The sequence below is a fragment of the Salinisphaera sp. SWV1 genome (genome assembly GCF_052044155.1).
Taxonomy (GTDB): Bacteria; Pseudomonadota; Gammaproteobacteria; order Nevskiales; family Salinisphaeraceae; genus Salinisphaera.
The window spans coordinates 92231-114548 of sequence record NZ_JBQDYE010000005.1 but is presented as its reverse complement, the minus strand read 5'-3'; the positions used below and the strand labels follow the sequence as shown (position 1 = coordinate 114548).

Annotated in this window: 22 protein-coding genes; 9 read left to right on the top strand and 13 right to left on the bottom strand. The window is 66.5% G+C overall.

Annotated features, from left to right (window positions below):
• On the bottom strand, nt 1-987 hold the full coding sequence (locus tag ACS8YF_RS03945; RefSeq protein ID WP_440848917.1) for an acrylyl-CoA reductase family protein: 987 nt from the start codon (nt 985-987) through the stop codon (nt 1-3).
• 259 nt (nt 988-1246) lie between these two features.
• Between ACS8YF_RS03945 and ACS8YF_RS03940 the strand changes: the two genes are divergently transcribed.
• The 3 genes from ACS8YF_RS03940 (at nt 1247) to ACS8YF_RS03930 (ending at nt 3159) form a co-directional block, all read left to right on the top strand.
• Entirely contained in the window at nt 1247-1456 is a 210-nt protein-coding gene (locus tag ACS8YF_RS03940) for a dodecin (protein ID WP_440848916.1), read from the top strand.
• Nucleotides 1457-1470: 14 nt separating this feature from the next.
• A complete protein-coding gene (pdxH, locus tag ACS8YF_RS03935; RefSeq protein WP_440848915.1) occupies nt 1471-2115 on the top strand; it encodes a pyridoxamine 5'-phosphate oxidase in 645 nt (214 codons plus the stop codon).
• Between the two features lie 66 nt (nt 2116-2181).
• Entirely contained in the window at nt 2182-3159 is a 978-nt protein-coding gene (locus ACS8YF_RS03930) for a L,D-transpeptidase family protein (protein WP_440848914.1), read from the top strand.
• Between the two features lie 102 nt (nt 3160-3261).
• Here the strand turns inward: ACS8YF_RS03930 and ACS8YF_RS03925 are convergent, their stop codons facing one another.
• Nucleotides 3262-3516 (bottom strand): Lpp/OprI family alanine-zipper lipoprotein, encoded by a 255-nt coding sequence (locus tag ACS8YF_RS03925; RefSeq protein WP_109993218.1) that lies wholly within the window; start codon nt 3514-3516, stop codon nt 3262-3264.
• A gap of 135 nt (nt 3517-3651) precedes the next feature.
• Between ACS8YF_RS03925 and ACS8YF_RS03920 the strand changes: the two genes are divergently transcribed.
• Nucleotides 3652-4776, top strand: coding sequence for an enoyl-CoA hydratase/isomerase family protein (locus ACS8YF_RS03920; RefSeq protein WP_440848913.1), 1125 nt, complete (start codon nt 3652-3654; stop codon nt 4774-4776).
• Between the two features lie 19 nt (nt 4777-4795).
• Here the strand turns inward: ACS8YF_RS03920 and ACS8YF_RS03915 are convergent, their stop codons facing one another.
• A complete protein-coding gene (locus ACS8YF_RS03915; protein WP_440848912.1) occupies nt 4796-6307 on the bottom strand; it encodes a protein adenylyltransferase SelO in 1512 nt (503 codons plus the stop codon).
• A gap of 64 nt (nt 6308-6371) precedes the next feature.
• Nucleotides 6372-6767 (bottom strand): hypothetical protein, encoded by a 396-nt coding sequence (locus ACS8YF_RS03910; protein ID WP_440848911.1) that lies wholly within the window; start codon nt 6765-6767, stop codon nt 6372-6374.
• Between the two features lie 426 nt (nt 6768-7193).
• On the opposite strand from ACS8YF_RS03910, the gene ACS8YF_RS03905 reads away from it, so the two are divergent.
• Nucleotides 7194-7643 (top strand): SRPBCC family protein, encoded by a 450-nt coding sequence (locus ACS8YF_RS03905; protein ID WP_440848910.1) that lies wholly within the window; start codon nt 7194-7196, stop codon nt 7641-7643.
• Nucleotides 7644-7675: 32 nt separating this feature from the next.
• On the opposite strand, the gene mscL is transcribed toward ACS8YF_RS03905, so the two are convergent.
• The 3 genes from mscL to ACS8YF_RS03890 all read right to left on the bottom strand — a co-directional run bounded on the left by mscL (nt 7676) and on the right by ACS8YF_RS03890 (nt 9222).
• Nucleotides 7676-8098, bottom strand: coding sequence for a large-conductance mechanosensitive channel protein MscL (mscL, locus tag ACS8YF_RS03900; RefSeq protein ID WP_440848909.1), 423 nt, complete (start codon nt 8096-8098; stop codon nt 7676-7678).
• Between the two features lie 58 nt (nt 8099-8156).
• Nucleotides 8157-8543, bottom strand: a complete 387-nt coding sequence (locus ACS8YF_RS03895) for a hypothetical protein (RefSeq protein ID WP_440848908.1) — start codon at nt 8541-8543, stop codon at nt 8157-8159.
• Nucleotides 8544-8607: 64 nt separating this feature from the next.
• Complete coding sequence (locus ACS8YF_RS03890; RefSeq protein ID WP_440848907.1) at nt 8608-9222, bottom strand: glutathione S-transferase N-terminal domain-containing protein; 615 nt, start codon at nt 9220-9222, stop codon at nt 8608-8610.
• A gap of 104 nt (nt 9223-9326) precedes the next feature.
• On the opposite strand from ACS8YF_RS03890, the gene queA reads away from it, so the two are divergent.
• Together queA and ACS8YF_RS03880 are read left to right on the top strand one after the other, a co-directional pair.
• Nucleotides 9327-10352, top strand: a complete 1026-nt coding sequence (gene queA, locus ACS8YF_RS03885) for a tRNA preQ1(34) S-adenosylmethionine ribosyltransferase-isomerase QueA (RefSeq protein ID WP_440848906.1) — start codon at nt 9327-9329, stop codon at nt 10350-10352.
• A gap of 54 nt (nt 10353-10406) precedes the next feature.
• Nucleotides 10407-11288, top strand: a complete 882-nt coding sequence (locus ACS8YF_RS03880; RefSeq protein ID WP_440848905.1) for a phosphatase PAP2 family protein — start codon at nt 10407-10409, stop codon at nt 11286-11288.
• A 5-nt stretch (nt 11289-11293) separates the two neighbouring features.
• Here the strand turns inward: ACS8YF_RS03880 and ACS8YF_RS03875 are convergent, their stop codons facing one another.
• From ACS8YF_RS03875 to ACS8YF_RS03855, 5 genes are all read right to left on the bottom strand, one after another.
• The gene (locus tag ACS8YF_RS03875; protein ID WP_440848953.1) at nt 11294-13090 is read right to left on the bottom strand and encodes a monovalent cation:proton antiporter-2 (CPA2) family protein; all 1797 of its coding nucleotides are present in this window, start codon (nt 13088-13090) and stop codon (nt 11294-11296) included.
• Between the two features lie 515 nt (nt 13091-13605).
• Nucleotides 13606-14379: an SDR family oxidoreductase gene (locus tag ACS8YF_RS03870; RefSeq protein ID WP_440848952.1), complete on the bottom strand. Its 774-nt coding sequence runs from the start codon at nt 14377-14379 to the stop codon at nt 13606-13608.
• Nucleotides 14380-14526: 147 nt separating this feature from the next.
• On the bottom strand, nt 14527-15555 hold the full coding sequence (locus ACS8YF_RS03865) for a substrate-binding domain-containing protein (RefSeq protein WP_440848904.1): 1029 nt from the start codon (nt 15553-15555) through the stop codon (nt 14527-14529).
• Between the two features lie 78 nt (nt 15556-15633).
• A complete protein-coding gene (locus tag ACS8YF_RS03860; protein WP_440848903.1) occupies nt 15634-16644 on the bottom strand; it encodes an ABC transporter permease in 1011 nt (336 codons plus the stop codon).
• 44 nt (nt 16645-16688) lie between these two features.
• Complete coding sequence (locus ACS8YF_RS03855; protein WP_440848902.1) at nt 16689-18206, bottom strand: sugar ABC transporter ATP-binding protein; 1518 nt, start codon at nt 18204-18206, stop codon at nt 16689-16691.
• Nucleotides 18207-18411: 205 nt separating this feature from the next.
• Here ACS8YF_RS03855 and ACS8YF_RS03850 point away from each other — a divergent pair, with 205 nt between their 5' ends.
• Together ACS8YF_RS03850 and ACS8YF_RS03845 are read left to right on the top strand one after the other, a co-directional pair.
• Nucleotides 18412-19350: a sugar-binding transcriptional regulator gene (locus tag ACS8YF_RS03850; RefSeq protein ID WP_440848901.1), complete on the top strand. Its 939-nt coding sequence runs from the start codon at nt 18412-18414 to the stop codon at nt 19348-19350.
• A gap of 183 nt (nt 19351-19533) precedes the next feature.
• On the top strand, nt 19534-20655 hold the full coding sequence (locus ACS8YF_RS03845) for a diguanylate cyclase (RefSeq protein ID WP_440848900.1): 1122 nt from the start codon (nt 19534-19536) through the stop codon (nt 20653-20655).
• A 250-nt stretch (nt 20656-20905) separates the two neighbouring features.
• Here ACS8YF_RS03845 and ACS8YF_RS03840 read toward each other — a convergent pair whose 3' ends face one another.
• Complete coding sequence (locus ACS8YF_RS03840; RefSeq protein ID WP_440848899.1) at nt 20906-22318, bottom strand: NAD(P)/FAD-dependent oxidoreductase; 1413 nt, start codon at nt 22316-22318, stop codon at nt 20906-20908.

Here is a 22318-nt window from a genome sequence, read left to right as displayed (position 1 = left end):
TCAGCGCGTGACGTCGACCACGGTGCGACCACTATGCTCGCCCGCGATGATCGCATCGCAGACGGCATGGACATCGTCCAGCCCGATCGTCTCATGGGCGATGCGATCGAGCTGTGCCGGCTTGAGCGCGCCGGCCAGCTCGCCCCAGACGGCATCGCGGCGCGATGCCGGGCATTCCACGGAATTGATGCCGAGCAATGACACACCGCGCAGAATGAAAGGCAGAACCGTCATCTCCAGCCCGGGGCCGGCGGCCAGACCGATCGCCGCCACGTTACCGAACTGGACGATCTGGCCGAGCATGTCGGCGAGCACCGGACCGCCCAGCGTATCGATCGCGCCGCCATAGCGCTCCTTGCCCAGCGGCTTGCCGCCGAGGTCCAGATCGGCCGGCGCGATCACGTCGCGGGCCCCCAGGTCGCGCAACGCCGGGCCCTGGGTTTCGACCCGGCGCGTCACGGCGACCGGCGAGAATCCGGCCTGGGCCAGCATCTGGATGGCGAACATGCCGACACCGCCGGAAGCGCCGGTGACCAGAATCGGGCCGGCCGTCGGCATCTGGAAATTATCCTGCAGCCGCGCTACCGCAAGGCCTGCGGTGAACCCGGCCGTGCCCAGCGCCATCGCCTGCCACAGCGTCAGGCCGTCCGGCAGCGCGGTCACGCAGTCCGCCGGTACGCGCACGGTCTCGGCCAGACCGCCGTCGCGCGTTTCGGACAACTGCCAGCCGGTCACCAGCACCGCGTCCCCCGGCGCAAAGCGCTCGTCCTCGCTGGCGCGGACCACGCCGGCCACGTCGATACCGGCATTCAGCGGCCGCTTGCGTGCGATCCGGCCGGCGCCGGTGATCGCCAGCGCATCCTTGTAGTTCAAACTCGAATAACGGGCCTCGATCACCACCGCCCCGGCGGTCAGTTCGGCCGGGTCCATCTCGGTGATCCGGCCGCGTGGGCCGTCGTCGGTGTCAATGATCCGCAGCGCTCTCACGGCGGGCTCCCGATGTGCAAGTGAAAACACCACTTTTTTAACACAGCAGGCCGGCGATCTGTTGCGCCGCTGTCCCGGACGGGCTCCGGTGCGGCGGCACACGGCCGTACCGGAGCTCTCGGCCCTGCGACGCAGCCCGGCACGCCGCGCATTGCCACGCCGCCCGGGGCCGACACCGGCCGGGCCCGCGCGGGCAGGCTTGAGCGCGAATCAGGCTCGGCGTAGGCTTGCCGCATCATCCAACCACCGCTGATCTGCGATGAGCGACAACGTTTACAAATCCATCGAACTGACCGGCTCCTCCGAGACCAGCCAGGAAGATGCCGTGCGCAAGGCCGTCGCCGCAGCGGCCAAGACCATCAAGCACATGCGCTGGTTCCAGGTGGTCGATACCCGCGGCCACATCGATGGCGACGAAATCGCGCACTGGCAGGTGACCGTGAAGATCGGGTTCACCCTCGATAACTGATCGAGGCCATGCCGATGAGCGACCAGCCCAGTCCCTGGCAGGGTGATCTGGACCGTGCCGATCTGATCGAGGCCAATGCGCCGCCCGATCCGCTCGCGCTTTTTGCCGACTGGTACCAGGCAGCGGCCGGATGCGGCCTGCGCGAGCCCACCGCGATGACCCTGGCCACGGTCGACCCGGATGGCACGCCGTCGGCGCGGATCGTGCTTCTGAAAGGCTTCGACGACACCGGCTTTCGTTTCTACACCAATTACGAGAGCCGCAAGGGCGCCGCGCTGGCCGCAAACCCGCAGGCCGCCCTGGTGTTCTGGTGGGAACCGATCGAGCGCCAGGTTCGGGTGACCGGCCCGGTCACCCGGCTCGACCCCGCCGTATCCGATGCCTATTTCGAGCGTCGCTCGCGTGGCAGCCGGCTCGGCGCGCATGCCTCCCCGCAGAGCCGGCCGCTGGCCGGGCGTGCCGAGCTGGAACAACGTCTGGCCGAGGCCGAAGCCCGATTCCATGATCGCGAGGTGCCGCGCCCCGGCCACTGGGGCGGCTATCTCGTGGCGCCCGAAGCGATCGAGTTCTGGCAGGCCCGGCGCAGCCGTCTGCACGATCGACTACGCTATATCCGGGACGCACAGGCCGGATGGCGCCTCGAACGCCTCGCGCCCTGATCGCCCACCCCCCGATGCGCCCCGCCGCGCGGCCAACCCGGGCCGCCGTTGCCGTTTGGAGATGAAATGAGTCCGTTGCGTTTGGTTGCCCGGCTGGCCTGCCTGTTGTTCGTATTCACCACGGCGCCGGCGCTGGCAGCGATGTACGACATGCCGCCGCCCGGATCGGATGTGGTCGGCCACATTCAGCACATAAAGACCAAGAAATCCGACACGTTCGTGAAGCTGGCGCGCAAATACGACGTCGGCTACCGCGACCTGCGCGAGGCCAACCCGAACGTCGACCCCTGGCTGCCGGGCGACGGCACGCCGCTGGTGATCCCCACCGAGTATGTGCTGCCCAACGTGCCGCGCCGCGGCATCGTCATCAATCGGCCGGAGATGCGGATCTACTACTTCCCGCCCAAGGGCAGCCGGTATGCCGGCAAGGTCTTCACCTTCCCGGTGGGCATCGGTCGCCAGGGGTGGGCCACGCCGGTAACCCATACCCACGTGGCGCAAAAAATCCCGCATCCAACCTGGACGCCACCGCCATCGATCAAGGCCGAACACGCCAAGAAAGGCGACCCGCTCCCCGACGTCGTGCCCGCCGGCCCGAACAACCCGCTGGGCCAGTACGCGCTGCGCCTGGGCCTGCCCTCGTATCTGATTCATGGCACCAACAAGCCGGCCGGCATCGGCATGCACGTGTCACACGGCTGTATCCGGCTATTTCCCGAGGATATCGCCGCCCTGTTTTCGATGGTGGCCAAGGGCACACCGGTCAATATCGTCAGCGAGCCCTACAAGGTCGGCTGGAAGGGCGCTACGCTGATGATGGAAGTGCAACCGCCGAACCCGGAAGGCGGCAAGCCAGTGCAATCCTATACGCCCTGGGTTCAGGCGCTCATCGCCGCGACCAAGAACGAGCCCAATGCCCCCGTGAACTGGAACAAGGCCGAGAAGGTCGTGCACGACGCCAATAGCATACCGGAGGCGATCGGTACCGATCCGCACAAGCACGATCCGAATACCACGGCCCATGCCGATGCCGCCTCGAGTTGATCGCGCCTGGACAGGGGCTCCGCCGCGCGCGATAGCCACAAAAAAAGCCCCGCCAAAAGGCAGGGCTTTTCCCAAGCGGGTCGAACCCGCTGACGAGCGCGCTTACTTCTGCTGAGAAGTCTTGAACATACGCTCCATACGCTGCGAGTTCGACTGCGCCATCGACTTCGCCTGGTTGGCCGTCTGCAGGGCCTGGTTGGCCGTCTGCTGAGCCTCATTGGCGGTCGACTGAGCCGATTCAGCCTTGCGCGTGGCCTGATCTACCTGCGATTTCAGCGCGCCATTCTGGCTGGCACAACCCGCGGCGGCCGCAACGATGCCGACAGCAAAGGCCGTCTTCAAAACCGTCTTGATCATAATAGCAACTCCTGATTATTGCTTTGCCCCGACCGGAAACCCCCGACCGTGCTAATTAAATCTAGCATAACTTCGTTTCGTTGTTGATACGATCAGGCCTTCCGGCCCATGTCTTTTGAACCGAGGAGCACACGCATGAGCGACCGTCGGGTACACGAAACTGAAATTAAACTGAACAACGACACCCGGCTCGGCCATCTCACACTGGATAACCCGGCGGCACTCAATGCGTTGCGTCTGGACATGGTCGAGGCCATCCAGGCCGCAGTCAAACGCTGGGAGGCCCGCGAGGATGTGGTCGCGATTCTGATCGATGCCGATTCGGACAAGTCTTTCTGCGCCGGTGGCGACGTCGTGAACCTGTACCGCTCGGCCATCGGCGACGCCGATCCGGACTATCCGCGCCGCTTCTTCACGCATGAATACCAGCTCTGCCACGATCTGCACCGCCTGAAAACGCCGTGCATCGCGTGGGGGCACGGTATCGTCATGGGCGGCGGCATGGGCGTGTTCTCCGGCGCGAGCCACCGGGTGGTCACCGAAACCTCGCGCCTGGCGATGCCCGAAATCAAGATCGGTCTGTTCCCCGACTGCGCGGCGACCTGGTTCTTCAATCGCCTGCCGCGTTATCTCGCCCGCTTCATTGCGCTGACCGGCGCCACGCTCAACGCCGCCGACAGTCTGTTCGCGGGGCTGGCGGATCACGCGATCGCGCATGCGGCCAAGCGCGACGTGGTCGATGCGCTGACCGCGGTCGAGGACTGGTCGGATCCGCAGGCGACGGTGGCCGATGTGCTCGGGCGCGCCGAAGGGAATCGGCCGGCCGCGACCGCTGGCGATGCCCGTCTGGTCACGCATCTGGATACCCTGCGCACGGCCGCCACCGGCTCCGACCTGGTCACGATCGTGGCGCGCCTGTCGGCACTGGCCGCAGCCGAGGACCCCTGGCTGGCCGAAGCCGGGGCCAATATCGCCGCCGGCTGCCCGGTAACGGCCCATCTCGTTCACCGCCAGCTCGAGATCGGCTGCTTCCTGTCGCTGGCCGAGGTCGCGCGCACGGAACTGGCCATGGCGCTGCAATGCTGCGCGCGCCCGGATCTACCGGAAGGCGTCCGGGCGCTGCTGGTGGACAAGGATCGCCAGCCCCGCTGGCGATATGCGAGCGTGGCCGACGTGCCGCCCGATTACGTCGACGCGCATTTCCAGCCGGCCTGGACCGGCGCTCACCCGTTGGCGGCGCTGGTACCGGCGGCGCTCTGAATGATGTCGCGCGCCGCGACTACGACGAACAGCTCAACACCAGACCGCGCGCCCAGTCCGGCGGCAGGCGCGCGTAGTCGGCGTGCTCGGGCTGTTCATCGAAGGGGCGGCGCAGAATCGCGTGCAGGCGCTCGATTTCACCGTAGTCGCCCTGCCGGGCACGCTCGATGGCGTCCTGGGCCAGGTAGTTGCGCAACACATACTTCGGATTGACCAGCCGCATGCGCTCGGCCCGCTGTGCGTCGTCGGCGTCGGTGGCGCCGAGCCGCGTCCGCCAGTCGGCCAGCCAGGACAGTGCCGCGTCGCGCTCGACGAATTCATCGACGAACGGGGCGCCCGTGGCCTTCGGGTCGGCCGAGACATGGCCCAGCGCACGAAATGTGCGCGTAAAGTCCGCACCGTCGACGGCCATGATCCTGAGCAGCTGTTCGATCAACTCGGCGTCGCCCTCCGCGCCATCGAGCAGCCCCAGCTTGGCGCGCATGCGTGCTTGATACGCCTGGTCATAAAGCCCGCGATAATCCGCGAGCAGTTGCTGGCCGATTTCCACCGCGGCTTCCGGCTCGTCGGCCAACAGCGGCAGTATGGCCTGAACGAACCGGCCAAGATTCCACAGCCCCACCGCCGGCTGCTGGTTGTAGGCATAACGGCCGGCTTCGTCGGTATGGTTGCAGATCCACTGCGGATCGAAGCTGTCCATGAAACCGAACGGACCGTAGTCCAGGGTCAGGCCCAGCACCGACATGTTGTCGGTGTTGAGCACGCCATGGCAGAAACCCACGGCCTGCCAATCGGCCACCAGCTCCGCGGTCACGCCGATCACCTCCGCCACCCAGGCCCGGTAACGCTCGGCATCGCCGTCGATGGCGGCGACCCGGGCGTGGTGACTGGCGATAACATGATCGGCCAACGGCGCGAGTTGGTCGAACTGGCGGTTGTAGAACAGCATCTCGAAGCTGCCGAAGCGCACCAGCGAGGGCGCGACCCGGGTGAGTATCGCCGAGGTCTCGACCGTTTCCCGATAGACTGGTGCATCGCTACCGACGATGGCCAGCGCGCGCGTGGTGGGAATGCCCAGCCCGGCCAGGGCCTCGCTGCCCAGATATTCCCGCACGGTCGAACGCAGCACGGCGCGGCCGTCGGCGAAGCGGGAATACGGCGTTCTGCCAGCGCCCTTGAGCTGGATGTCGTAACGCTGGCCACGGCCGTTGACGACATCGCCCAGCGTGATCGCCCGGCCATCGCCGAGCTGGCCCGCCCAGACGCCGAACTGGTGGCCGCCGTAGCGATGCGACACCGGCGCCGCACCCGCCGGCACGCGGTTGCCCGACAGCACCTCGGCATAGCCTTCCCGGCGTGCGCGCTGACCATCGATATCGAGCAGCGCTGCCACATCGTCGTTGAACACCACCGGATACGGTGCGTCGATTGCGGTGGGCTGCTGGCGCGTGTACCACGGCTCGCCCATGGCCGCGCCGTGATTACGCCAATCCAGCGCCCAGATGTCGGTTGTATCGGGGACTGTGCTCATGTTTCGACCCTTGCGGCGACGCCACCATCACACAAGTGGTGGCCGCCGACATCGCCACGGCCCCTCAATGGTTCTTGCCATCGCTGCCGGAACCGGCGCCGGCCGGCGGCGTCTGGCAATACACGGCACCGGGATCGCCGGTGCCGTCATGGATGCGTACCAGTTTGGCGTTGGGCTGTTTGCGGCATTTTTCCTGCTGGTCCCGCAGCCGCGCCGCCTGGACGGTCTGGCTGTGCTCGTAGGCCGCCCGCGCGTCGCGCAGATGCGCGATGTCGTCCGATAACGGCTGACCGGCGCCCGTCGGCGCGCTCGGGTCATACGGCGCGTTGGTGGCATCGAAGGCATCCACCGGATCCTTGTACGGTCCCGGATGACGCGGTGGCGGTGGGTGGTTCATGCAGGCCGTCAACAGCAACGTCAGCATGGCCGCGGTCAATACGGTTATGGTGCCCCGGTTCATGGTCTTTCCCGGCGGAGTTGGGTTCTGTGTCAAGTCTAGGGCCTGTGGCCGTTTCGTACACGTGCCGCGTTGGAGACCGCAAATCCGTCGAGACAAGACGCGCAACGCCGTATCGGCGCCCTGGTTGATTTTATGGGCGGCCCGACCCGAAGGGACAAGCGCCCAAAGATTAACGACACGACGGCAATCCAGCGTTGGTGGTCTGTCACGTAGAACGACTACGCTGCGTTTGCGACGCCTCGTCTTGCCGCAAAACTGCGCTTGGCCCCCTATCGTGTCGGCCAAGGCGCAGGACACCGGCCGCAGTCATTCTGCGCTCAAGCCCTGCAACGCCGGATGGCGCGATCTGGGCCTCCGGTCACGCCAAGTGACGACAGCCCGGGCCCAAACGCGCTAGGATGCGCCTCTTTTAACGCGAATCGAACCATGCAAACGCTACACGTCTGCCGTGATTTCGACGCCGATGCGGCCACGATCTTCGACGTCGTCGCCGATCATGCCGGCTATGCCAGCCTGCCCGGAGTGCGCGCCGCCTGGCTGCGCACGCCCGGCGAGACCGAGCGTGGCGGCGTCGGCGCGGAACGAGTGATTCAACTTCCCGGGATGCGCTTTATCGAACGCATCACCGAATACGAACCGGGCGAGTCGCTGGGCTACCGCATCATCGAATGCCCACTGCCGATCGATCATATCGGCGCGCGCATCATGCTGCAGTCGCTGGGCACCGACGGCAACCGGACCCGCGTGCACTGGACCTCGCGCCTGCGCGGCACCACGCCCCTGGCCGCCGACCTTACCGCCGCGGTGTTCGCTACCCAGATGCGTCTGGCTTATCGCGGCGCGCTGGAAGTCTGGGCGCGCCGGCTGCGTGGCTGAGATCTGTTGCAATAGGCCCGCCCGAGCGGTGGCTAATCCGCCCGGCCGGTCCCGTTGCGCTCCCGCAGCGCGTCGCGGATCTCGGTCAGCAACACTTCCTCGCGCGAGGGCGCGGGCGGCAGGCTGGGCGCCTCGGCTTCCTGGCGCTTGAGCTTGTTGAGCAGGCGCACCACGACGAAGATCGCGAAGGCGACGATCACGAAATTGATTATCGTCTGGATGAAGCTGCCGTAGTTGACCGTCACCGCCGGGTTGTGGCCCGCCGCCTGTCGCAGCGTGACCCTGAGATTGGCGAAATCCACACCGCCGATCAGCATACCCAGGGGCGGCGTGACGATATCGTTGACCAGCGACGTCACGATCTTGCCGAAGGCCCCGCCGACGACCACGCCGACCGCCAGGTCGATCACGTTGCCGCGCACCGCGAAACTCTTGAACTCGCTCCAGAAGCTCATGCTGGCTGTCCTGCCGGGATAACCGGCTGAGTGTAGCGCCGTTCGCGCGCCCGCGGGGTCAGTGCCAGCCGACCGGCTGGTAACCGCGCTCCCGCAGGCAACGATCGACGTAGGCGCGATAGGCAGGCGCCGGACCGCCATCGTGGTGGAATACGTCGCGTACCAGCCCGACGGCGACGCCACCCGCCGCGCCGGCCGCCGCCCCGCGCGCCGCGTTGCCGTAGATCGCACCGGCGGCCGCGCCCCCGGCCCCGCCCATGGCGCCGTGTTCGACCGCGCTGCGCCCGACGTGGCCCTTGGAATAATCCAGGCCGGCGTCCCGCGCCTGTTGCGTACAGGCCGCCACGGCCTGCTCGCCGCCCGGCGGCATGCCCCCGCCGTGGGCGTAGAGCACCGGGTTGCGGCTGGCGCAGCCGGACAGGCCGAGTACGGCCGTTGCCGTCATAATCAGTGCACAAAGATTCCACATGGCAACAAGATCCAGCAACGACAGCGTTCGGACGAGGCGATCAGGCGTAATGCGTTTTCAGATGCTTGGCGATGGCGGCCGGCTTGAACAGGGCGTGTTCGGTATTGGGATCGATCATCGACGGCACTGGCGGGTGCGCGCCGTCGACACAATCGGGCGCGGCGCGGCGGATCCACGCCGCTGGCGCCGGCGCGTCGGCCAGCGCCTCGGGGCTGCGCAGGACATACGGCAACTCCAGCGCCGCCAGTAGGCCGCGCACGGCCCGGGCATGCCGATCGCGTTCGTCGCTGAACAGCTCGAACAGCCATGCCGGCGGCAGCCGGCCGCGGTCGTCGGCGACCCGCATGCCGTACAGGTCGCGAACCCGCGCACCGGCCGCCGTGCCCAGCGCCCCGGCGGCCTCGGGCGGCGCGCGGCGTGCATCCCGCCGATCGAAATAGCGGATGATGTCGCCGGATTCGTACAACACCGTGTCGGTGTCGTCATCGACCAGCAGGGGAAACTGCTGGCGCCCGCCCACCGCTTCGGCCTGCGGACGAAACCGTCGCCCGCCGCGCGGACAGGGAAATACCACGGCATCGAGCACGCGCTCCATCAACGCTTCGCGTACCCGGCCGCAGAACGGGCAACCTTCGTACTCGTACAGATACAGCATGCCTTGGATCATACCGCATGGCGCGGCGCACGCCGGGCGCCCCGGCGGCTTGTTCGCCGGGCGCCGCCCCGCCACAATCGCCGCGCCACTGCCGGACAACGATCATGGACAAGCGCGATTTCGATTACATACTGCCCGAGGCGTCGATCGCCCAGGCACCGCTGACCGAGCGCCGGGCCTCCCGTCTGCTCCGCCTCGACCGGCGCGACGGAACATGGGCCGACCGCCGGGTCGTGGATCTGCCCGAACTGCTCGGCCGCAACGACCTGCTGGTATTCAACGACACGCGGGTACTGGCCGCGCGCATGCACGGTCACAAGGCCACGGGCGGCGCAGTGGAAGTCATGCTCGAACGTATCCTCGACAGCGCGCGCCTGACTGCCAAGATCCGGGCGAACAAGCCCCCGCGCATCGACGCCGAAATCATCATCGGCGCAACTCGCCTGACCGTGGCCGCCCGGCACGGCGAGCTGTACACACTCGTACTGACGGACCCGGCATCGTCGGTGCACGACCTGCTCGATGCGCATGGCCACATGCCCCTGCCGCCCTACATCCGGCGGCCGGACGAAATCGCCGATCGCGAACGCTATCAGACGGTCTGGGCCCGTCATGACGGCGCCGTGGCCGCGCCCACGGCAGGCTTGCATTTCGACCATGTGCTGCTCGAGGCACTGGCCGAGCGCGGTGTGGACTTCGGCACCGTCACGCTGCATGTGGGCTCGGGTACCTACCAGCGCCTGCGCGAAGGCGATGTGCGCGCGCAGCGGTTGCACGCCGAGCGTCTGCAGGTCGGCCAGGCCTTGTGCGATCAGGCCGCGGCGGCGCGGGCGGCCGGCGGGCGCGTGATCGCGGTCGGCACCACCGCCGTGCGCAGCCTGGAGACCGCGGCCCGCGCCCACAACGGCCGGCTCGGCCCGTACACGGGCGAAACGCAGCTGTTCCTGAAGCCCGGTGACGACTTCCACGCGGTGGACGCCATCTTCACCAACTTCCACGAACCGCAGTCGAGCCTGTTGATGCTGGTATCGGCGTTTGCCGGCCGCGACAACGTGCTGGCCGCCTATGCCCACGCGATCGAGGCCGGCTATCGCTTTCTCAGCTATGGCGACGCCATGTTTCTCGCCTGAACGTGATCCGTATACTCGCAGGTTGATCGGATATCGAACCCGGAGGGGTCGCCGGTGGCGCACCATACATTGCCGTTCTGGCTGCTGATCGGCATGCTGGCAGTGTTGCTGCTCGCCGGCCGGCTGATCTCCGGGCTGATCCGGTGGGCGATCCGGCGCGCCACGCCGGCCACGCGCCGTATCGCCATCCGCACCGGGGACGCGCTGGTGCGCCGCCGGCCCGGACTCGACGCGGTCGGCCGCCGTTTTCCGCGTCCCCGCGCCTGGGTCGCCAGGCGCTTCGCCACCGATCGCTTCACCGGGCTGCCGTTGACACTGATCGTCGTCGCGGCCGGCACTCTGGTCGCACTCGGCGGCGATCTGGCCGAAGACGTCATCCAGCGCGAGCGGATCGTGCAGTTCGATGCCCGGGTGAACGCGGCCCTGGCGCCGCTGCGTCACCCCGATCTGCTGCATGTATTCGCCGCCATCACCCATCTGGCCGACGTCACCACACTGGTGGCGGTGGTGCTGGTGGTCACCGCCTTTCTCTGGGCCTACCGCCGCCCGACCTATATTCCGGGCCTGCTGCTGACCGTACTCGGCTCGCAGACACTGACCTATGCCGGCAAATACGCCATCGATCGCCCGCGGCCGGAATTCCTGACTTTTGCCAGCGCGGTCACGCCCTCGTTCCCCAGCGGCCACGCCACCGGCGCGATGGCGATCTACGGCTTCATCGCCTATGCGATCGCACGCAATATGGCGAGCGCGCGACTGCGTTTCGAGCTGGCCTACGGATGCGGGGCACTGATCCTGCTGATCGCGTTCAGCCGGCTCCTGCTGTCGGTGCATTTCGCCAGCGATGTGGCCGCCGGGCTGCTGGTCGGCGGCTTCTGGTTGCTGGCCGGTTTCGCGCTCACCGAATACCTGAACGATCGCGCCGCCCGGCGCTGATGCATTCAGCGGCCGCCGGACTGTTCGCCGGCAGCCTCCAGCTCGTCGCGCTCGAACAACGCCTCCAGTTCGACCGCGGCTTCACGCACGCGTTTTTCCAGCCGTTCCTGATCGTTGGCTACCTCGTAATGCTCGGCCAGACGTGCCTCGTCGTGGGCCTTGAATGTCTTCTGCACACGCTCGACTTCCGCCCGCGGCAGGCCGAGCGCGCGCATGGTGTCGCCGGCCAGCGCGATGCTGGAGAGAAACGTATCGCGCTCGAACACGGTCACGCCCAGATCCATCAACCGATAGGCATGCTGACGGTCGCGGGCCCGCGCGACGATGGTCAGATTCGGAAAATGGGTCTGCACCATGTGCACGGTCCGCAGCGAGACTTCGACATCGGCAATGGCCAGCACCAGTACACGCGCCTCCTCCGCGCGTGCGGCGCGCAGCATGTCGACCCGGGACGCATCGCCGTAATAGACCTTGGCGCCGAAGCGGCGCACGAAGTCCACCTGGGCCGGATTGGCCTCGAGCGCGACGAAGCCGATCCGCTTGGCCCGCAGCATGCGCGCGACGATGCCACCCACGCGGCCGAAGCCCGCGATGATCACCGGATGCTCCGATTCGGCGGGCATTTCGTAGTCGGGCGTGCCGGCGGCCGGCGCGCGCCGGGCATTGAACCAGGCCACGCCCTGCACCGCGAATGGCGTGAGCACCATGGACAACGTCACCGTCGCTACCAGCACATCGGCTTCGGCCTGCACGAACAGATGCCCGGCCACCGCCGTCGACAGAATCACGAAGGCGAATTCACCGCCCTGGCCAAGATAGGCCGCCAGATTGCGCGAGGCGGCCCAGGACAGTCCGTGCCGACGCGCCAGGACCGCCAGGATCAACCCCTTGATCGCCACCAGGCCCAGCGTGAGCTCGATCAGATAAACCGGCTGCGAGGCGAACAGACCGAGATTGATCGACATGCCCACCGCGATGAAGAACAGGCCGAGCAGCAGATCCTTGAACGGATCGACGTTGGCCTCGAGCTCGTGCCGATACTCCGAGTCGGCCAGCAGCACGCCGGCCACGAACGCCCCGAGCGCCACCGAAATACCGGTGGCTTCCATGATCGCGGCGGTGCCGACCACGATCAGCAGCGTCATGGCGATGAAGATTTCCTGCATGCGCGTGGCCGCCACCACGCGCAGCGCCGGCTTGAGAACATAGTGACCGCCGACCACCAGCCCGGCGATCACCGCCGCCACCTTGGCCGTCTTTTCGATGCCGCCGAGCAGCGTGACCTCGGCATGGCCGACCGACAACAACGGCAGCAGTGCCAGAATCGGAATCACCGCCAGATCCTGGAACAACAGGATGGCGAAAGCCGAGCGACCGTGGCGCGAGGTCAGTTCACCGCGTTCGCCGAGCATCTGCAGCGCAAACGCGGTCGACGACAATGCCAGCGAGAAGCCGGCCACCACAGCGGGCGCGGGCGGCAGGTGCATGATCCAGGTCGCGCCCAGCGACAGCACGACACCGCTGGCCAGCACCTGCAGTCCGCCGAGGCCGAGAATGGTCTTGCGCAAAGCCCACAGACGGCGAGGCTGCATCTCCAGGCCGATGATGAATAACAGGAAGACCACGCCGAACTCAGCCAGATGCAGTACCTCGTCGACCTGGTCGATCAGGCCCAGGCCCCACGGCCCGATCACCACCCCGGCGAGCAGATAACCGAGCACCGACCCCAGGCGCAATTTCTGGGCGATCGGCACCGCGATGACCGCCGCCGCGAGAAACACCACCACTTCGACCAGCGACACGCTCAAAACGATTACTCCTGAATAGGCTGCGACTAGCTTAGAGCCTGCCGCGGTTGGCCACGAGCCCCCGGAGCGGCGGCGCCGCACGCCCACTCCGCGTCAAATCACAGCAAGGCCCGGGCCAGGTGCGGCCCGCCAACACGCATTCATACCGCACACCGGTGACGGTGTCATGGCGTCGCCGCCGATATCGAAGCATGCGGGGGTTCGGGGCCAAACGCCGCCCGGGGAGTGGGCGCCGCGACGGCGGTACCGTCCGGCTCGGGCCGCCCTTCATCACCTGGGGCCTGTTGCCGCTTCACGCGACGCCAGGGTTATTAATCCGGCATCAAAACAGCTGACTTGATCCGCTGTTTTCAACGCCTTCAAAAATAAAAGCCGGCGCCTGTCCGTGTTTTATTTTTAAAGGCTTAGCGGCCGATGGCCGCGGCAAGCATGCGGTCGCATACTCGCGCTATCAACCCGAGAAATCATCTATTTTTGTGCCGGGTTAATAGCGCGCCCCGCGGCGGTCTTTACTGGATGCTGTAGCCGCCGTCGATCACCAGATTGGCGCCATTGATCATGTCGGCGGCGTCGCTGGCCAGATACAGCGCACAGCCGGCGATCTCTTCCGGGTAGACGAAGCGCCGCGCCGGAATCTTCTCCTTCATGCGCTCGCCGACCTCGCCGGCCCAGGCGCGGCGGCCCAGATCGGTCAGCGCCACGGTCGGCGAGATCGCGTTGACGCGAATGCCGCGCGGGCCCCACTCGGAGGCCAGGACCTTGGTCAGGCCGACCACGCCGGCCTTGCTGGTGCAGTAGGCCAGATGCTTGTCGAGCGCGACCTCGGCCGCCTGTGAAGCCATATTGATGATGCGCCCGCCGCCGGCTTCGAGCATATGCCGGCCCACGGTCTGGCACATCAGGAACACGCCTTTAAGGTTGACGTTCAGCGTGAGATCCCAATCCGCCTCGCTGAGATCCTCGGCCCAGTCCAGCGCCACCACACCGGCATTGTTGACCAGCACGTCGATGCGGCCGTATTCGGCGATCACACGATCGACCGCGGCCCGGACATCGGCGCTGTCGGTCACATCCGCCTGGATGCCGATCGCCGACTCGTCGGTGCCGATCGCGCGGGCCGTGGCTGCAACCTGTTCGCTGCGATCGACCAGCGCCACGCGGGCGCCTTTCTCGACATAAAGCTCGGCGATGGCCCGCCCGATGCCGGCCGCGCCCCCGGTGATCAGCGCGATCCGGCCCGCGAGCGCAAAGTTCTTGTCATAGCCTTGATATTCCATGGGAATCACCGCGTCAGAATTGCCCCATCGCCGGCCCAGGCACGGCCGAGCCCGCACCGGGGCGAACCCGGTGAACGAGCGATCGATGTGGCGGGCGGCAACCGCGGCCGGCGCTTCCGCTGGGAAACGACAGCCACGGCGCCGCCGAGGCGTTTACTGGTGGCCGTAGTGGCCGGAGGCCAGGTTCTTGTTGATCAACTCGGGCAGGCCGTCAATGAACTGCTGGCGGTTGTCGTACATCTGCTTCATGTACTGGTCGGCGTTGTCCTGGGTCACGACCGGCATGTGGATCATGATCTTGTCGGGCACCGACTGACCCCGCACCGCATTGACCGCGACCTGCAGGGCCATGCCGAGCTGCAGCGGCGCGTTCTGCAGGTTGGTCACCAGCTGACGCCCCGAGGCCACATTCTTCAGACCGGCCTCGATGCCGTCCACGCCGACCACCGGCACGTTGGTGATCCGGCGCTGGCGCATGGCCCGGATCGCGCCCACCGCCATGTCGTCATTCTCCGAGATGATGCCGTCGATTTGGGTGCCATATCGCGACAGCCAGGAGGCGGTGATGTTGTAGCCCTTCTCGCGCTTCCAGTCGCCCGGACGCTGGGCCAGCACCTTGATGCCTGAATGCTGCTTGAGCACGTTCTCGATGCCCTGGGTGCGGTCGATGGTCGCCGACTGGCCCAGCGGGCCCTTGAGGATCACCACGTTGCCCTTGCCGCCGATCTTTTTGACCAGCGCCTTGGTCTCGTTCTCGCCGGCCAGCACATCGTCCGGACCGACATAGGAGGTCAGGTACTGTTCGCCGGGCGGGAAGATCTTCACGTTGGTGCCGATCACCTTGATGCCCTTCGACTTGGCCTCCTTGATCTGCGGGCCGAGCGCGGAGGAGTCGACCGGATCGATCACGATCGCGTCCACATGCTGCCCGATGAACTGCTTGATCTGGGCCACCTGGCTGGCGACCGAGCCATCGGCGCTGGCCCAGCGCAGATCGACGTTGTCGGCCTTGGCCACCGCTTCGACGCCTTCCTTGCCCGACGAAACCCAGCCCGACATGCCATAGACAGTGAAGCCGACCGTGATCGGCTTGTCCTGCGCGGCCAGGCTCGGCGCGGCCATTGCCACGCAGCCCAGCGTCAATAGCGCGGCCGCGGCCCGCTTAAGGAATGATGATTTCATGAGGGTCCTCCTGTTTTCTCGCTCGAGATCACAGCCACAACGGCTGTGGTTTGTTGTAATCGATGCCATCCCGGCCGCTCAGACCAGCTTTCGCCGGCTGGCGATGGTGTCCAGAAAGACCGCCAGGATGATGATGAAACCGCGGATGATGTGTTGATAGAACGGCGAGACATTGAGAATCGTCAGGCCGTTGTCGATGGTGCCGAGCAGGATCACGCCGAACAGCGCGCCGGCGATCGAGCCGCGCCCGCCGGCCAGGCTGATGCCGCCGATCACGGGGGCGGCAATCGCGGTCAGCTCGTAGCCGGAGCCGGTCGAGGCGATGCCGGCGGTGATCTGGGCGGCCAGCAACACGCCGGCCAGCCCGGACAATCCACCGGAGATCACGAACGCCGAGATCAGCACGCGCCGGATCGGCAGGCCGGCGACGAAAGCCGCCTGGATGTTGCCGCCCACGGCGTAGATGTAGCGGCCGAAGCGGGTCTTGGCCAGTACCAGCCACAGCAGCAGGAATACGATGAACATGATGTAGATCGGGATGGGGATCCCGAGATACGCGTTGATCGAGATATTGAGAAACGGATCGTTGTCGATCGAGATCTGCTGGCCGGCGCTGAAGACATAGCCGATGCCGAGCGCGATCGACAGCGTGCCGAGGGTCGCCACGAACGACGGGATATTGAGCAGGGCCACCGCGATCCCGTTGAAGGCCCCGATCAGCACGCCGGCGAACACCCCGCCCGCGATCGCGACCAGACACCAGCCGACGCCGGAATGACCGGTCAGGATCACGGCCGCCACCACCCCGGCCAGGCCCACGATGCTGCCCACCGACAGATCGATGCCGCCCGAGAGCACGACCACACCTTCGCCGAAGCCGATCAGGGCATAGACCGAGATCAGCATCAGGATGGAGATGATGTTGTAGAAGGAGATGAACTGCGGCTGCGCGATCGTCAGCGGGATCACATAGCAGGCGAAGGCGACCCATACCACCAGCGAGGCCAGTCGCTGACGATTGAACAGCGCGTGCCGGCGCGCGGGCGCCGCTGTGGCGTCGGGGGTGGATGGCGTTGGGGCTGTGCTCACGTGGGTCATCCTCTTTCTGAATCGTGGGATCGTGGTCGCCGCCGTTACGCGCCGATCGCCGTCCGGACGATATCGGCCTCCCGGAAATCGGCGCGCTCGAAGGTTCTGGCGATGAAACCGTCCTTGAACACGGCGATGCGATGCGACAGCGTCATCAGCTCCGGCAATTCGGAGGACGACACCACGATCGCCACGCCCTGGCGCGCCAGCTCGACGATGATTTCGTAGATATCGGCCTTGGCGCCGACGTCGATGCCGCGCGTGGGCTCGTCCAGCAGCAGTACCTTCGGCTCGTCGGCGATCAGGCAGCGCGCGACCAGCGCTTTCTGCTGATTGCCCCCGGACAGCTGGGCCACCGACGAACGCGTGGATTCGTACTTGGTGCGCAGCGCTTCCAGCGCTGCGCGGGTCAGATCGTGCTCGCGAGCGGTCTTGAGCCAGCCGGCCAGCCCGGAGAAACGGCCGAGATTGGCCAGAATCGCATTGGCCGCGATGCCCTGCGACATCACCAAGCCCGACTCCTTGCGGCTTTCGGGGATATAGATCAGGCCGCGGGCCAGCGAACGCGAGGGCGAACGCTCGGCATAGTCCGCGCCGCCCAGACGAACCTGGCCGCGCCGGGCCGGATGCAGCCCGTAGACGGACTTGAGAAACGCGGTGCGCCCGGCACCGGCAATGCCCGCCAGGCCGACGATCTCGCCCGGGCGGATCGCGAAATCGAAGGTCTGCTCGGCGCCGCCGTCCGGCCGGCGCGTGGCATAGCCGGCGACCGCCAGCGCCGGGGTGGCCTGTTCGATCGCGGGCAATACCAGCCGCTGCTCGGCCAGCTTGCGGCCGACCATGGCGTCGACCACTTCGGCCGTGGACAGGTCACGGGCCGTGGCGGTGAGTGTGATTTCACCATCGCGCAGCACCGTGATGTCGTCGGCCATCTGTTCCACCTCGTCCATCTTGTGGGTGGTGAACACAACCGTGGTGCCGCCCGCGCGCAGGGTGTCGACAATCTCGAACAGATGCCGGGTCTCGTTGCTGGTCAGCGACGAGGTCGGCTCGTCGAGCAGCAGAATGCGCGGCCGGCGATGGTAGGCACGGATGATCTCCACGATCTGGGCATAGGACAGGCTGATCTGCTCGACCCGGTCGCGGGCGTCGATCGGCACACCGAAGGCATCGATCGCGGCCTGCGCCTGGTCGAACATGCGGCGCGCCTGTAGATAGCCGATGCGCTTCGAGCCCGCGGTGAGTTCGCGGCCGAGGAAGATGTTGTCGGCCACTGTCAGATGCGGCACCAGCGACAATTCCTGGGTCACGATCTGAATGCCGCGGGCCTGGCCGGCGCTGGGGGTGAATTCGCGCACGGCTTCGCCATCGACCCGCAGCTCACCCGACGACGGGGCGATCAACCCCGCGATGATGTTGAGCAGCGTCGACTTGCCGGCGCCGTTCTCGCCCATCAGAGCGGTCACGCGACCGGCCTGCAATGCGAGATCGATGCGGTCGAGCACCGCCGTGGTGCCGAAACGCTTGCCGATCCCCACGCATTCGAGAATGTTCGCGGTCATCGTTGTCACGCGTGTGGCGTGTTCCTCCATTCGCTTTGCCGGCCGGGCCGGCCCTCTTTTTCGCCGTGCCGGCCGCGCGGTCGATAGAACCGCGAGGCGCCGATCACGAATTCGCAACGGCCTGATTTCTTTTCTGCTCATAATAGCAACACAATGCTCATATGAGCGCTATGCCCTATTGGTCGCAGGCGCTATCCTTACCGCCATGTCCATCGATCCCGACACCGGCGTCCTGGCTGCGACCGTCGCGCAGCGGTTCTATATCGACGGTGCGCCAAAGACCGTCATCGCCGAAGATCTCGGTCTGTCGCGCTTCAAGGTCGCGCGCCTGCTCAATCTCGCGGTCTCGGAGGGGATCGTGCGCTTCACCATCAAGGCGCCGCTGGCCTACGACACGCATCTGGCCCGCGACATCCAGCGGAAATTCAACCTCAAGCAGGTGATCGTGGTCCGCTCGTCCGAGCACGACCGGGAACCGGCCGCGATCCGCCAACGCGTGGGCGCGGCGGCCGCGAACCTGCTCGGCGAGCTGGTTTCGCCCGACGATGTGCTGGGCATCGGCTGGGGGCGCACGACCAGCGCCATGGCGCTGCAGATCGAACGGCTGGCGCGCTGCAGCGTGGTGCAGATGGGCGGCATCGTCGGCTCGTCCAGCGAGAATTCGCTGGACGTCGTGCGCCGGGTGAGTGAAATCGGCGGCGGCGATGCGTATCCCATTTTCGTGCCACTGGTGGTGGGCGACAAGACCACCGCCGACGGGCTGCGCAAGGAACCGAGCGTGGAAGCCGCGTTTCGCTTGTTCGGCTCGATCTCGGTCGCGGCGATAGCTGTCGGCAGCTGGGATCCACCGGCGTCGCAGATGATGCAGAGCCTGAGTGCCGCCGACCGCCAGCAACTCAGCGAGGCCGGCGTGATCGCCGAAGTGCTGGGGACGTTCATGCGCGCCGACGGCTCGCTGGTGACCCTGCTGGATGATCGGACGCTCGCGCTCGGCTACCCGGACCTGTTGCGCATCCCCAACCTCATTCTCGCGGTGGGCGGTGCGGAAAAGGCGGATGCACTGCTGGCGGTCTTTCGCGCCGGCATCGGCAAGACACTGGTCACCGACGACAGCCTCGCCCGCCGGCTGCTCGCCGCCGACTGACCCCGGCCATTGTTGTTACACCCCATGGCATGATGCGGCTAACGCTCGCATCATCGATGCTTGGGGAACCCACACCCCACCAACGCGGGCCTGGCGCTGAATGCCGCCCGCGTGCCGGAATCGTGATACGCACGCGGCCGATCCGCCGCGTAGCCGGCGCGAACCACCGACCGAACCGAACGCATGACTTCGACAAGACAGAAAAGCCTGAAATGGCTTACCGCAGTGATGTTCGGTGCGGCGGAAACACCCGAGCAGCGCATGCACTTGACGTTTCTGTTCATCGCGCCCTGGGGCTGTTATTTCAGCGCGGTGTTCGATGCGGCGGTCGGCATCACCGGCACGCTTTACGTCGCGGTGCTGTTGAGCATCGGGCTGGCGGTGCACGCACTCTGGTTCCAGGCGCGGCGATCGCTGCGCCCGCACGGCATGGCGGCGCTGTTCTGCCTGCTGATGCTGTTCGTCGTGCTGCCGTTGAGCTGGTTCGACAACGAGGGCGCCGACGGCCCGACCCTGTTGTTGTTTCTCTTGCTCGCGGCCTATGCGCTGGGCGCGATCGTACTGCGCCCCTGGCAACGCGCCGCCCTGATCGCCAGTTTCGTTGTCGTACCCACCGTGCTGCTGATTACAGGCTATCGCCATCCGACCTGGGTTCCGACCTACGCCGACCCGCAACAGCGCCTGCTCGACCTGGGCGTGTCCTACACTTTTTCGGTCGCGCTGCTGGTAGTCCTTATGGGCGGCTATCTCCGGCGTTTCGAGAATGAACACCGCGATGCCCGCGATACGGCGCGGCGTGACAGTCTCACCGGGCTGCTCAACCACGGCGCCTTCCACGGCATACTCAACCAGTACGAGCTCGAACGCCCACTGGACAGTAGAGCGATCCTGCTCACCTACGATCTGGATCATTTCAAGCAGGTCAACGACACCTACGGCCATGCTTATGGCGACGAGGTCCTGTGCCATTTCTCGCAGCTTCTGGACGAGACGGTCGCGGACTATGCAGGCGTGGCCGGACGCTGCGGTGGCGAGGAATTCAATCTGTTCATTCCGTACGCCACACGCGACGATATCGTGGCGCTGGACAGTCGGCTGCGCGAGCAGTGTCTGAAACGGCCGCTACGTCACGGGCCCGTCTGTTTCAGTGGCGGCGCCGCGCTCGATTCCGCCGAAACTTTTTCCGTCGATGAATGGCTGGCGCGCTCGGACACGGCTCTTTATGCCGCCAAGTCGGGCGGACGCAACCGCTCGCTGTTCGACGACGGCCAACCCATGGCGATAATGCCGACGGACACGCGATAAATCGGATGCATAACGCAGCAATATCGCCATGTGCCAACAACATTATGTTGCGTCTGTGCGACGACAGAAGACGGTGTATTTCCCGGGCCATCGTGCGGCCGTATCGGCGAAAAATGTTCATGCCCAAGGTTTGCGACCCGGTCGCGACCTACCTCTTGCCGAAACCGCGGTAACCCGATGGCGGATGGCCGATTCGATTCGGCCGTCCGTCCGTCTGCCAAGGGGACGTCGTATCGCCGGGCCCGGCCTGCTACTCGATGAACGCGGCGAATCGGTCGTTGGCGCGCATGACCGCGCGTGCGAGCGCGTTGTCGCAGCCGCAGCGCAGCAACGACTCCTCGGTTGCATACGATGCCGAAATGGTCCGGGCCGCCAACCAGCGCACCGGCTCAGGCTCCCAACACCGCAGCAGGGCATCGGCCGCAACGTCGCGATGCGCCCAGGGCGCGCGCGTGCGCGGCGTATCCTGGCCCGCGATCAATTCGGCCGTGGTCCGGCCCATGAGATGCGAGGCCGCCACGCCTTCCCCGGCATAGCCGCCGGCGGTGGCCAGGCCGGTCTTCGAATCCACGATCGCGTGTGGGCGAAAACGCCGCGACAAGCCGAGCGAGCCGCCCCAGCCGTGGGTGACGGCCAGATCGGCGGGCAGGCCGGGAAACAGATCGAGCAACAGGCGCCGGCGCAGCTCGATATCGGCCGACGAAATCGCGTGATCCTGTTTCGGCGCGCCGCCCAGCGGATAGGCCCCGCGGGCCCCGAACACGAGCCGGCCGTCACGACTGCGATGACCATAGTTGATCATGCGGCTGGCATCGCAGAAGGTCGGTCGGCCGGCCAGCCCGACCCGCGCCCAGACTTCGTCGGACAGCGGCTCGGTGGCGATCACCAGACTGCGCACCGACAATACGCGGCGCCCGAGCCCGGCCAGCCCGCCACTGTAGCCTTCCGTGGCCTGGACGATATGGCGCGCGTTGAACTGGGCGCCGTTGGCGGTGATGACGTGATGCGGCGCCAGATAACGCACGCGGCTGTGTTCGTGGATCGTCACGCCGCGTCGTTCCGCGGCCCGGGCCAGCCCCTGCACCAGTTTCATCGGGTGCACGCTCGCGGTGTGGCGAAAGAACAACGCGCCATAACCGCGGCGAAACGCTGCACGCGCGGCCAGCGCCGGACCGTCGAGCCAGAGACAATCCTCGGGCGCGTGGCCGAGTTCTATCAGCGATGTGCGATGCGCTTGCTGGATCGCAACCTGCTGGGTATAGCGCGCGGCGGCGTCCAGGGTGCCGCCCTTGTGGAAATCGGCCGCGATCGCCTCGCGCTCGGTCACGCGCCCGATCTGATCGACGTTGTCGGCCAGTTGGGCACAAATGGCTCGCCGCGCCGATAGGTCCAGATCGCCGACCAGGCGTTCCAGGCCGGCCAGATTGCCGATCACCCAGCCGCCGTTGCGGCCCGAGGCCCCGTGGCCGACGGTTTCGGCCTCCAGCACGACAATGTCGAGCTGCGGCCGGATCCCGGACAGGTAATAAGCGGTCCACAGCCCGGTGAAGCCGGCGCCGACGATGACGACATCGGCTTCGTGACGGTCCGCCGCCGGCGGCCGCGATGCGGCATCGCCGACACTGTCGACCCAGTAGTTGGAGGCGGCATCCGGGACGGTCAT